Raw genomic sequence first — 11944 nt, forward strand, 5'->3', positions numbered from 1 at the left:
CATCTCGATCATCTCGATCGAGCACATGACGGCCGACAATATCAACCGCTTTGTCTATAACCTGGTGAGCGGCAGCGCGACCGACGCCACCGTGTCGGGTCTGACGATCAAGGACATCGAGGTCACCGGCTTTGCCAAGGCCGTCGTGTCCCTGCGTTACGACACCAATGACGTGCTGATCGAGAATGTGTCCGGTGACAGCCAGCACATCGACGGCTCGAACTTCGCCACCGGCATCCAGCTGGACGGTACGGTTCACGGCGTTGTCGTCAAGGACACGCAGATGGGGAACATCACCGATACGGTCAACAAGTACTGGAACGGCGATGGTTTCGCGACCGAGAAGGACGTCTACGACGTCGCTTTTATCAATACGGTGGCCTACAACAATACAGACGCCGGCTATGACCTGAAGTCGACAAAGACCACCCTGGTCAATGCGGTCGCCGAAGGCAATACACGCAATTTCCGCTTCTGGGCCACCGACACGGTGCTGGAAAATGTCACCGGCCTCAACCCGGTCTATCACGGCGGCACCTCGACCATGCCGACCAATATATGGCTGGCCGCCAACGCCAAGGTGACCGTAAAGGACTCGGAATTTCTCGACAACACGGGCAAGGCGCTGCTGTTCGATCTCAAGAACAGTGGAACCGTCTTGACGGTCGAAAATACGGTAACGAACCAGCTCGACAAGTCCGACATCCTCTCTTCTGTCTCGTCAAAAGTCATTGGTCTCCTGGGCGATGCGGTGAGCAGGCCTGTCCCGCCGATCGAAGTGCCGTCGCCCGCTCCGGTCGTTGACAAGGGCGAGGTCATAAAGGTCGAGGAACCCAAGCCGGCTGAAAGCACGGGCCCGAAGCCTATAAATGGCACCATCGACGGCGATGTCCTGAACGGCACAGGCGGTAACGACGTGATCTTTGGTCACAACGGCCAGGACGTCCTGAACGGTGGTGCCGGTGATGACGCTCTCGATGGCGGCCGCAATGAAGACGTTCTGAATGGCGGCGACGGCAATGACAGCCTCTTTGGCGGCGTCAACGCCGACACAATCCAGGGTGAGGCCGGAAACGACGTCGTCTATGGCGATGTTGCGGCGCTGACGGCGGCGATCGCGGCCGGCAACGACAATATCTACGGCGGCGACGGTTCCGACACCATCTACGGCGATGGTGAGTCGATGGTCACGGCCCAGGGCGGCAAGGACTATCTCTGGGGCGGAAACGGCGACGACATCATCTATGGCGACGCCAAATCCCTTACGGCCGGATCGGCCGGCGGCAAGGATGTTCTGTATGGCGATGACGGCAATGATACGCTCTACGGCGATGGCGCCACGTCGGATGCCAGCGCCGGTGGCGACGACAAGCTATATGGCGGCAAGGGCAATGACCTTCTGTACGGCGGCGGCGGCAACGACCTTTTCGTCTTCGAAGGCAAGGGCTTCGGCAACGATGTGATCGCCGATTTCAGCCGCGCCGAAGGCAATCAGGACAAGATCGATCTGAGCCAGATGAAGGTGGCGTTCGAGGACCTTGATCTCAAGGTTGTCGGCAAGGACACGGTCATCACCTTCGCCAGCGGCGACACCCTGGTTGTAAAGAACTTTACCGGCCTGACCAAGGACGACATCATTGCCGCCGTTAAGTCGGACGGCTCAGCGCTGAAGGCCTACGAAAAAGTCACGGCAAGTGGTGTCGAGACCAACAAGACCGACTACACGCTGGCAGGTGACGCCAAGAGCCTGACCTATCAGGGCAGCGAGAATTTCAAGGCTGTGGCCAACGGCCTGGACAATCTTGTCACTGCCGGCAGTGGCGCCGATACGGTCTATGGCGGTGGCGGCAACGACAAGCTGTATGGCCTTGACGGCAACGACCAGCTTTATGGCGGTGACGGCAGTGATACGCTCTACGGCCGTGAGGACAATGACAGCCTCTTTGGCGAAGCCGGCAATGACAATATCATGGGCGACAGCGGCAACGATGTTCTCAACGGTGGCCGCGGCAATGATGCCCTGTCCGGCGGGGCGGGTTCCGACCGCTTTGTCTTCACCAAGGGTGACGGCAATGATTCGATCGCGGATTTCGCTGCCGACGACTTTATAGATTTTTCAGGCACGTCTCTGAAATTTTCGGACATCCAGGTCGTGGACGTGGCGGACGGTACGCTCCTGCGCTACGGCGCTGACAGCATTCTCTTGAAGGGCGTTGAGACGGTCGACAGCCATCAGTTTATTTTTGCCTGATCCAGTCTTTCGGGCGTAACACATGCTTGGCCCCTGGCGTTTTGACGCCAGGGGTTTTGCTGTTGATGGATCAGTCCGAACCGAACAGGTCGCGAGTGTAGACCTTGCTCGCGACGTCGGCGATATCGGTCGAGATGCGGTTGGCGACGATAACGTCGGACGTGCGCTTGAATTCTTCGATGTCGCGGATGATGGGCGAGTTGAAGAACTGCTCGCCTTCGAAGGCGGGCTCATAGATGACGACGTTGATGCCCTTGGCGCGGATGCGCTTCATGATGCCCTGGACCGACGAGTCGCGGAAGTTGTCCGAGTTGGTCTTCATGGTCAGGCGGTAGATGCCGACTGTCTTAGGGCCGCGGCTGATAATGCTGTCGGCGACGAAGTCCTTGCGGGTCGTGTTGGCGTCGACAATCGCCTTGATCAGGTTCTGCGGCACGGCCGAGTAGTTGGCCAGCAGCTGCTTGGTGTCCTTGGGCAGGCAGTAGCCGCCGTAACCGAACGACGGGTTGTTGTAGCCCTTGCCGATGCGCGGATCCAGCGACACGCCTTCGATGATCTGGCGCGTGTCCAGGCCCAGGGCCTCGGCATAGCTATCGAGTTCGTTGAAGTAGGCGACGCGCATGGCCAGGTAGGTGTTGGCGAACAGCTTGATCGCCTCGGCTTCATCCGGGTTTGTGAACAGGACTTCGATATCGGTCTTGTCGGCGCCCTGGACAAGCAGGTCGGCGAAGCCGCGCGCACGATCGGACTGTTCACCGACAACGATGCGCGATGGGTGCAGGTTGTCGTACAGCGCCTTGCCTTCGCGCAGGAATTCCGGCGAGAAGATGATCTGGTCGCAGCCCAGTTGCTTGCGGACGTCGAGCGTATATCCGACAGGAATGGTCGACTTGATGACGATGGTCGCTGTGCTGTTGATCGGCATGATCTGCCGTACGACGGCTTCGATCGACGACGTGTCGAACTGGTTGGTCACCGTGTCGTAATTGGTTGGGGTGGCGACGATGATGTAGTCGGCGCCTTCGAAAGCTTCGCGCGCATCCAGCGTCGCCTTGAAGTCGAGCTTTTCATGCTTCAGGAAATGTTCGATTTCCCGATCGACGATCGGTGATTCCTGACGATTGAGCATATCGACCTTGGCCGGTACGACGTCGAAAGCCACAACCGTGTTGTGCCGCGCCAGCAGCATGGCGTTAGAAAGGCCGACATAACCCAGACCCGCAACAGCTATCTTCATTTCCGCTCCAAATTACCTGAACACCGCGGCTGCCGCGGTCTGTAAGTTCCTGCACCGGCCGTGACGGCGGTGTGTTATCCGTGACTATTCAAGTCCCGTGCCACAAACACAGGTCTGTGGCGGCTCAAATAACGCTACATATCAAGGGGGTACTGTTGCCTGGACACTACTATGCTGCACCGCAAACGGCAAGGTGGAATGTTTTCGCACATGCACTCTGTGTCAAATGCCGCAAAAATGCGGAATTCGTGTAACAGGTGTGCCGATTCTGTACAGCCTTCTATCGCTGCTAAAATATTAAAGCTATATGTCGCTGTACCGTAACAGAAATTGAGCGATAGATGTCCAAGATGGCCCTTCGGAACCTCGGCATCGCCCTCGCCGGGTGTGTTGCGTTATTAGTGGCAGCGGTTGTGTTCCTGTGCCTGCCGCGTTTCGCGGGCGCGAGCAACAGCCGCCAGGCCGTGCCGGTCGCGGCCTTTATCGACAGCCTGGGCGTCAACACGCATATCAACTTCACCGGCCCGGACTATTCGGGCTATGCCGACCCCACGATAACGGCCAACAGCCTGCGCTACATCGGCTTCCGACATGTCCGCGATGGCGGGCGCAGCTTTACGCCAGAGCAGGTCGCGCGCCTGGTCGCGGTAGCGCAAACGGCGGACGTGGAGCTGACCCTGACGCCCGGCAGCGGTGGCCCGGTTGACCTGGCGGCGTTTCACAAGGGTCTGCTGGACTTGGAAGCTGCCCGCCCCGGTATCCTGGCTGCGGTCGAAGGCCCGAATGAAATCAACAACGTCTTTATGCAGGCGGCCTGGAATGTCGAATACAAGGGCCGCAAAAGCGACATGTGCGCGCGCGATTTCCAGCCCACCCAGGACCTGCAGGGCGACCTCTACAAGGTGGTCAAGTCTGATCCGGTCCTGAAAGGGCTGCCTGTCTACAACTACACGGTCGTTTACGTGAAAAAGGGGCTGGGTGCGCCGGGGTGCCAGGCGGATTTCGAGGCCGATATTGATGCCATAGGCCCGGAGACCGCTGCCGATTTCGGCAATATCCACGAATATTCGTTCCAGGCGGCCGCGCCGCGTACCACCCTTTTCAAAGCCATGGAGCGCCGGACGGTTACACCGGGCAAGCCGGTGGTGATTACCGAGACGGGCTTTGCCACCGACGAAAGCGCCGGCGCCAGGCCAAAGCTTGCCGTCAGCGAAACGGTACAGGCCAAATACATCCTCAGCACTGTGTTCGACGGCTATACCCTGGGTGCGCGGCGCACCTATCTCTATCAGCTTCTCGACAATGCGCCCGACACGCCGGCCACCACGATCGAAAAGCATTTCGGGCTGTTCTACGCCGATGGCCGGCCCAAGCCGGCGGCGACAGCTCTGCATAATCTGACACGGATATTGTCGGAGCCCGGCGCAATGTCGGGCCGACGCGAACCGCTTGTCTATACGATCAAGGGGCCGCACGATCTGCACGACATGCAGTTACTGCTGCAAAAACCGGACGGCAGCTACGTCCTGGTCCTGTGGGCCGAGCCGCGAATATGGGATGCGTCGGCACAAAGGGACATTGTGGTGAAACCGGCCCAGGCGTCGATTACGCTTAAGACACCTGCGGGTCAGGTCCGCATCTACGATCCGCTCAAAGGCGCGGCGCCGCTCAGGACGATCCGCAACACCCGCGACGTGAGGGTCGAGATCAGCGATCACCCGGTGCTGATCGCCTTTGATTGACCGCAAAACAGGACACGATGCAGGGGCGGCACCGTGTCCTGAGCGGCTGGATTACTTCTGGATGGCCGGATAGCCGCGACGGGTGACATAGCCGCGTTCGTCTGCCGACATCTGTCCGCCCGAATAGAGGGTGGCAGTCAGCATGTGCATCTTCCACGCCTTCATATTGTACTGCATGCCGAACTTGGCTTCGGCGCCGGCGCGTTCGGGATGATCGACCAGTTCGTATATGTCGATATCCTCGATATTGAGATATTTCTGGTTGGTCATATAGTTGAGCGTGTTGTTCAGGCTCTTGTTGCAGGCCTCGACCAGGTTGCCGGCCCAGACGTTCTGGTAGGCCGGATCGTAGATTTCACCACAGTTCACTTCGTTGAACTGCACCGGCAGGCCGTATTGCGACAGCTTGTAGAACAGGTTGAACGTACCCCAGTAGAAGTTGGGGTCGGTGCCCAGGCGCTCATAATAGTGGTACGAGATGACTTCGTACTTCACGCCCTTTGACTTCATGAAGTCGAGGAAGCCGAAGTGGGTTGAGGTCGTGTTGAGCGTCCGGCGCAGCTTGAGGCCGTTGTCGGCATTGATCTTGTCGATGGCGTCCGATGCGCCTTTCAGCACGATCGCCCACTCGTTCATCAGCTTTGTATCGAATTCGCGGGCGGTAAAGCCCTTGCCCCACAGCGGCTGGCCATTGGTGTCGGTCACCAGCAGGTTCAGTTCGTTGCCCAACTCGTAATCGTTGATTTCGGTCTTGAATTCATTGACGAAGGCGTAGGTCCGGTCATAGCCCTGACGGTAGAGCGCGTCGGCGTCGCCCTTTGGGTACTTGCCGTAGTCGGTGCGGTCGCCGAAGGCCAGCGGAAAGGCCAGGATGGGCCGCAGGGTAATGCCATGTGACTTGGCCTGCCTATGCATCATGCGCACCATCGATACCCGGTAGGGGTCCGTATCTGCTGTCAGATAGGCGTCGAAGCGGTAGCGCGTCAGATTGCGATACTGCATCACGTCGAAATAGGACTTTATAGTCGCTTCATCCCGGTTGGCCTGTCCGACCGTGCCGATGGCGGGCTTGGCTTGGGCAATACTGCTCATTCCGCCGAGCCCCAAGGTTAAAATCATAGAAACGATTGCGGGAACTAGTTTATACTGGTTAAGCATGCTGTGGAACTCTACTGAATACGCGGTACTGGCCGCCCCTGTGACACAAAGAAACACGCGGGTTTTAATGGCTTTTTTATTTTTATGATTAATTTCACATTCAGCATTTATTTCTTTGAATAGTATAGAGATAATTTTCTACTTTTTTGATGACGTCGAATGCTTTCTACTTTGAGTAATTTTTAACGAAATGCTGGTGCTATCGTTTGAATGCCTTACGGGGCAGGCAATATGGCACTGCTATTGCAAAGCAGTGTCGGTTGAGTATCTCGTCACAAAAAATAAAGGCACGATAAGTGTTTAATCGTGCTCTCAAGGGGTCGCACATCTGCGATCTAAGTTTTGCTAATCGTATCTTGTCGAAGACCGCAATGCACCTTTCGACATCATCGCTCCAGGGGCTGAAAACATGACAAACAGGCTCAAGACCAGGCGTTACAGTATTCCGGATGCGGACGATGCCACTGTCCTGTCGATCTTCGATAAGGCCGCACACTATGCTGCCGATAAGCGGATGGTCAGTGTGATGGTCGGTGGCCGCACCATTCCCTCTGTGCAAACCCTGTACGCCTTGCAACGCCGTCATCCTGAAGTAGACTGGACGGCCAGCCGGCTGATTAGTCGTGTTTCGGGCGCTTACGGAGCGATGCATCTCTATTTCCAACGCGCGTCCGATGACGCGCCCAACGGCACCCCCGGCGAATTGTCGCTGGTGGCTCCGGAAGGTAGCCATGTCACCGACATGGTGCGCTTCATAGCCTCGCGTCCGGCCATGCTGGCGGCCAGTCATGACGCCGCCGGATCCGCGCTTCCCAGCTTTGAGGAGCGCAGGGCACGTGCGGCGCGCGTTATCCGTGTACGGTGCCTGCGGCTGCGCATCGAGGCACGCGAGGTCAGGACGTTGCAGAGCCGGATAGCGGCCTGGTTGCCGGCAAAAACCTACATCCCCATGCGCGCGGTTGCCGGACGTTTACGTCACGTGGCTGCGTCCACACAGCCGGCACGTCCGCGCCGACGCTTCCTTGAGCGGCGCTTTGTCTCAATCGTCACGGCATTGGTGACCCTGCTGGCCGGCGTCCAGGCGGTGTCGCTTTTACACCCGTAGCCCTTGCTCTTGCTTTGTCGCGATATTTTTGGCGAAACCGCTCACACCTTTCGCCATGTCGCTCTAACGGAAGAGTTCGCCAATCTTGCCCGCTACGGTCAGGTAGCGGTCGCTGGGCAGGGCCGTACCGTCAGCGTCCATCGTTACCCAATCGCCGTCGACGGGAACAAGATCCTGGGTGGGGGTGACCTTGAAGATCGCCGTGCCCTCATTGACCTCATCGAACATGGCAATCTTGACCATTTTTGCACCGGCCTTCCTGGCGGCGACGGCCTGTTGCCAGAGGAAGTCACCGCCGCCGCGCGGAACGGCATTGCTCTTGGCGTCGGGGTGCGAGCCCTTCCAGGATAGACCCGGAAAGATCACCGGCATATATTTCTGGCCATTGCGGGCCGTGGTGGCGACATCGTCCGGATAATGGGTCCGTGCCCAATCCGCCGCGCCATCTGCGCTGTGGTAACGGCCGACCGTCCACGGCTGGACGATGTCGAACTCGGCGTAAACCTTGGTCCAGCGTGGGTCCTTTGCACTGTCGCGGCTGAGGCTGGTCCAGTAGCCGGGCACGCCGCCCATGACGCGCGCGCCCTGGCCCTTGAACCAGGTGATGATTTCAAGGGCCTTGTCGGGATCGGAAATATGCCGGTCGTCGCCGAAACCCAGGCCCCACAGCGACACGACCGGCTTGCCTTCATCCATCTGATAGCCGGGCTGCCGGGTGACGCCCATCTGCTTCAGACGCAGCCAATCGGCCTTCAGCGCCTCGAAGACGTTACCCTTCGCGTCCGTCACATCGTACTCGATGGCGAAAACCCGGCCATTATCCCGCGCCGCCTTCATGACATTTTTCAGGACCTGGTCGTTCTCCTGGTATTCCTGTGGCAGGCGCTTGACGAAACGCTGCACCAGCGCCCCATCGATGCCATAGTCGCGCATCCAGCGGAAATGGGTTTGCTGGGTCGCCGGCGCAAACGATGTGAAGACACGGACAGGTTTGCCACCACGCGTCTTGCCAGGTGCTTCGCATATGGACGACGGGTCCATTTCCGACACGTCGGGCATCATGTCGACGATCCAGCGCCGTTTGCCGGGGTGCCCCATGTCCGGGCCTTTGGGCCCGTTCAGGAACCAGTGTCCCTTGGCAAAACCTGCGCCGCTGCCGTCGCCGGGACAGCGGAACCAGCCCTGGTATCCGACCAGGACCGCCCCCTCCAGCCGCGAGGGGTCCGCTGCAAAGGCGGGCGTGGTCGAGACAATGGCAGTCAACGTGAAAAGGACAGCTACGGGACGCATAATGGGTCTCCTTCTGCCGCTTTCCGTCTATTTGAGGCGGAACCCGGCGTTTTCGCCCAGCTTGCCCTTGAAGCCGTGGGACAGGGCGGAATAGGCAATCGGCAACCGCCGCGTCTTGCGCTTCAGGACGGCATAGGTCGTCAGGATAACCATGTATGCGGCGGCATTAAGGTAATAGAACGGACTGACGGGTGTCCGGCGATGCGACTCCCAGTAGGAACGGTTGCGCATGGCATAATAAATCCGCAAGTCGGAGCCCGCCGTCAGCCAAGCGTCGAACGAAGTTGCCGTAGGCTTGCTGTCTTCGGCATACCATGACGCCTCGGCGTCCTTGATGACGGCGTCGCGGACCAGCTCCAGCTTCCCGCCGCCCTTGGTGATGCGGTAGGTGAAGTCGGTGTCGTCGTCATAGAGGACGAAGTCGCCGTCCGGATAGCCGATCAGGTCGATCAGCGAGCGGTGGAACATCAGCCCGCCATAGGGGCCGTGCAGGATCGGGATGCGATCGGGCAGCTCCGGCGCGACGAAGTCCTTGCCGCGCTTGCGCCATGCGATCTTGCTGGGGATGTCGAGCAGGTGGAAGTTCAGGAACGAATCCAGGAAGCGCGGCTTGAAGCCGGCCGCCGCCCGTTCCGCCGCCGCACCGCCGTGGTCGTCACGCAGGCCGCAGACGGCGGAGAGGTCGGTTTCCTGGCGCAGGTCCTTCAGCGCGGTCACCAGCTTGTCGACCGTACCGGGAGCCGGGATATTGTCGTCGTCGAGGACGAAGATGTATTCGCTGCCGGCGTTCATGGCCGTTTCCATGCCAGTCCGGAAACCCGCCGCTGAGCCGCTGTTGCGGCCCATGGTGACGCGGCGGGCCCAGTCACCGAAGGCCTCGGGAAGCAGAGTCGCCAGGTCGTCCTGCGAGCCGTTGTCGATGACGAAGGCACGCTGGACGCCCTGATCGCGCGCGGCCTCCAGCACGGTTTTCAGAAGGTGCCAGCGCTTGCCGTAGGTGACGCTGACGAGCGTGATGTTGTCCATGGTGGTCACAGGGTCTCGAGCGTGGAGTCTGGCGAAGATTTCGACACGATGCGCGCCGGTATGCCGACGGCGATGGCGTTTTCAGGCACCGGTTTGAGGACGACGGCATTGGCGCCAATGCGCGCGCCCGTGCCGATGGTGATGACGCCCAGAACCTTGGCGCCGCTCCCGATCTGCACGTCATCGCCTATGACCAGGTAGCCGTCGGGCTCGCCCCGCCGGCCCAGCGTAGTCCCTTGCAGGATGACGACGTCGCGTCCGGCGCGAACCTCGGCGCCGATCACTACGCAGATCGGGTGCGGCAGGTACAGGCCGGGGCCGAACTGTGCCTGGGGGTCGATATCGCTGTTGAAGTACTGGGTCGTCATGTACCAGAGGATGCGACGCAGCAGGACGCCTACCGCCGGAATGCGGCCGAGCTTTTCCTGCAGACGCAGCGAAATGACCAGCTGGTAGCCGGGAGTCAGCAGGATAAGTCTCAGCCAGGTGCCAAGGGCCGGCTTTGGTTTCTTCCAGGAGCGGAAATACCACTCCGCGTCGGCGCGCAGCTTGGCGCGGAAACCGTCAGCTTTCATGTCCGCTCCTCTGCGACAGTGGCGAGGCGGTGATGTGCAATCTCGCGATACAGGAACCCGCCCCGGCTGATCAGGAGGTAGGTGGCCGTTCCCAGCATCGACAGGGCGACCCCGATCAGGCCAAACAGGCTGACCAGCGCGATAGTCAGGGCCAGATTGACGAAAATGCCGGAGATATTGATCAGTGCCAGGGTGCGATCCTTTTTGCGGCTGTAGAGGCCGTAATGGGTCATGTCGGCGGCAATCTTGACGATGATGGCCACGAGCATCAGCGGGAAGATCAGCGGGTGTTTGGCCAGCTCAGGATTGCCGATAAAGGGCAGCAGGAAGGCGAGGGCGCCGTACATGACGACGGCCATGGCGGCGCTGCCCGCCAGCGCCTTGACCAGCATCTTGCCGAACCTTTGCCGCCAGACGTCCTCACCGGCCTTGAAGCCATCGACCAGTCCCGGCAGCGACACCTGCACGACGGCGGCGGTGATCAGCACCAGCAGGGCATTGGCCATGGTCCAATAGAAGGTGTAGACGCCGGTCGCTGCCAGACCCAGGTGGCCGGCGATGAAGAAGCGGTCGAAATAGGAATAGATGACCAGGCCCAGGTCGCTGAGATAGACCAGGCCGGCGGCCTTGATGGTGTGGCCGATCCATTGGGAATCGATCTTGCGGCTTAGGGTTCCCAGCCACGGCCAGCCGCGCGTAAACAGCCACAGGACCGTGAAGGACAGCAGCAGCGATCCCAGCCAGAAGGCCAGCAGGATGTCCAGTGTGCGGTATTGCGGCCAGAAAAAGCTCACGCCGATAAAGGGGAAGACCCAGGCGGCCGACCGGATGATCAGCAGGAAATTGGCCAGCAGGGGTTTACGCAGGCTGATGAGGACAATGTGCAGATCGAAGGCGATGACTTCGAGGATGATGATCAGCCCCGCCAGCCAGAGATTGCCTAGAATATCGATCGGCTGAACTGTATTTACAGCCAGGGCGCCAAGCAGGGTCACACCCAGCAGCGAGGCCATGACGACCATCTTGTCGCGGATGCGTGCGAAGGCGTCCTCGATATCGACGCCAATGATTTCGCGGCTGAGGAAGTAGTTCATGCCAAAGCCGAACAGTGCCGGCAGCACGCCCGCGACGCCGACGATCAGGCCGAACTGCCCCGTTTCGGTCAGGCTCAGGAACTTGACCAGATAAAAAGACAGGGCAAAACGCCCCACCAGGCCCACGCCACGCAGGCCCATATTGGTGAGCGGCACCAGCAGTTTCTGAAGATCCAGTTTGCCGGACATCGGGCCTTATTGCGCGAGAATGCGTAGGAGGTACTTTCCGTATTCGCTTTTGCCGAGGGCTTTTGCGAGGACTTCGAGCTGGGCATTGTCGATGAAGTCCTGACGCCAGGCGATTTCCTCGGGGCAGCAGATTTTCATGCCCTGGCGTTTTTCGAGGACGCGAACGAACTCGGCAGCATCAAGCAGGCTGTCGGGCGTGCCGGTATCGAGCCAGGCATAGCCGCGGCCGATGGGCTGGACGGAGAGCTGGCCGCGCTCGAGATAGACGCGATTGACG

10 protein-coding genes are annotated in these 11944 nt (G+C 59.7%); 3 read left to right on the forward strand and 7 right to left on the reverse strand.

The genetic code is table 11. From position 1 onward, the window contains the following. A partial coding sequence (locus AC1DON_RS21725) for a calcium-binding protein (protein WP_476936923.1) occupies positions 1 to 2251 on the forward strand: 2251 nt, incomplete at its 5' end. Positions 2252 to 2321: 70 nt separating this feature from the next. Here AC1DON_RS21725 and AC1DON_RS21730 read toward each other — a convergent pair. After that, positions 2322 to 3488: a nucleotide sugar dehydrogenase gene (locus AC1DON_RS21730; protein ID WP_476936924.1), complete on the reverse strand. Its 1167-nt coding sequence runs from the start codon at positions 3486 to 3488 to the stop codon at positions 2322 to 2324. A gap of 341 nt (positions 3489 to 3829) precedes the next feature. Between AC1DON_RS21730 and AC1DON_RS21735 the strand changes: the two genes are divergently transcribed. Beyond that, a complete protein-coding gene (locus tag AC1DON_RS21735; RefSeq protein WP_476936925.1) occupies positions 3830 to 5230 on the forward strand; it encodes a hypothetical protein in 1401 nt (466 codons plus the stop codon). Between the two features lie 51 nt (positions 5231 to 5281). Here the strand turns inward: AC1DON_RS21735 and AC1DON_RS21740 are convergent, their stop codons facing one another. Then, complete coding sequence (locus AC1DON_RS21740; RefSeq protein WP_476936926.1) at positions 5282 to 6322, reverse strand: hypothetical protein; 1041 nt, start codon at positions 6320 to 6322, stop codon at positions 5282 to 5284. 475 nt (positions 6323 to 6797) lie between these two features. On the opposite strand from AC1DON_RS21740, the gene AC1DON_RS21745 reads away from it, so the two are divergent. Next, entirely contained in the window at positions 6798 to 7493 is a 696-nt protein-coding gene (locus AC1DON_RS21745; protein ID WP_476936927.1) for a hypothetical protein, read from the forward strand. Between the two features lie 63 nt (positions 7494 to 7556). Here AC1DON_RS21745 and AC1DON_RS21750 read toward each other — a convergent pair whose 3' ends face one another. The 5 genes from AC1DON_RS21750 to AC1DON_RS21770 form a co-directional block, all read right to left on the reverse strand. After that, positions 7557 to 8783, reverse strand: coding sequence for a glycoside hydrolase family 99 protein (locus AC1DON_RS21750; protein ID WP_476936928.1), 1227 nt, complete (start codon positions 8781 to 8783; stop codon positions 7557 to 7559). Positions 8784 to 8810: 27 nt separating this feature from the next. Continuing rightward, the gene (locus AC1DON_RS21755) at positions 8811 to 9809 is read right to left on the reverse strand and encodes a glycosyltransferase (protein ID WP_476936929.1); all 999 of its coding nucleotides are present in this window, start codon (positions 9807 to 9809) and stop codon (positions 8811 to 8813) included. A gap of 5 nt (positions 9810 to 9814) precedes the next feature. Then, positions 9815 to 10384 (reverse strand): serine O-acetyltransferase, encoded by a 570-nt coding sequence (locus tag AC1DON_RS21760; RefSeq protein WP_476936930.1) that lies wholly within the window; start codon positions 10382 to 10384, stop codon positions 9815 to 9817. Next, the gene (locus AC1DON_RS21765; protein ID WP_476936931.1) at positions 10381 to 11667 is read right to left on the reverse strand and encodes a lipopolysaccharide biosynthesis protein; all 1287 of its coding nucleotides are present in this window, start codon (positions 11665 to 11667) and stop codon (positions 10381 to 10383) included. The genes AC1DON_RS21760 and AC1DON_RS21765 overlap by 4 nt, the downstream gene beginning before the upstream one ends. 6 nt (positions 11668 to 11673) lie before the next feature. Continuing rightward, positions 11674 to 11944, reverse strand: a 271-nt coding sequence (locus AC1DON_RS21770) for a sugar phosphate nucleotidyltransferase (protein WP_476936932.1), incomplete at its 5' end; no start/stop codon positions are given.

Source organism: Asticcacaulis sp. P4_H10 (genome assembly GCF_056400965.1).

What these genes read in the sequence shown, in the direction of transcription:
- AC1DON_RS21730 (WP_476936924.1), bottom strand. Translation starts at nt 3,488, where the DNA reads ATGAAGATAGCTGTTGCGGGTCTGGGTTATGTCGGCCTTTCTAACGCC.
- AC1DON_RS21735 (WP_476936925.1), top strand. Translation starts at nt 3,830, where the DNA reads ATGTCCAAGATGGCCCTTCGGAACCTCGGCATCGCCCTCGCCGGGTGT.
- AC1DON_RS21740 (WP_476936926.1), bottom strand. Translation starts at nt 6,322, where the DNA reads ATGAGCAGTATTGCCCAAGCCAAGCCCGCCATCGGCACGGTCGGACAG.
- AC1DON_RS21745 (WP_476936927.1), top strand. Translation starts at nt 6,798, where the DNA reads ATGACAAACAGGCTCAAGACCAGGCGTTACAGTATTCCGGATGCGGAC.
- AC1DON_RS21750 (WP_476936928.1), bottom strand. Translation starts at nt 8,783, where the DNA reads ATGCGTCCCGTAGCTGTCCTTTTCACGTTGACTGCCATTGTCTCGACC.
- AC1DON_RS21755 (WP_476936929.1), bottom strand. Translation starts at nt 9,809, where the DNA reads ATGGACAACATCACGCTCGTCAGCGTCACCTACGGCAAGCGCTGGCAC.
- AC1DON_RS21760 (WP_476936930.1), bottom strand. Translation starts at nt 10,384, where the DNA reads ATGAAAGCTGACGGTTTCCGCGCCAAGCTGCGCGCCGACGCGGAGTGG.
- AC1DON_RS21765 (WP_476936931.1), bottom strand. Translation starts at nt 11,667, where the DNA reads ATGTCCGGCAAACTGGATCTTCAGAAACTGCTGGTGCCGCTCACCAAT.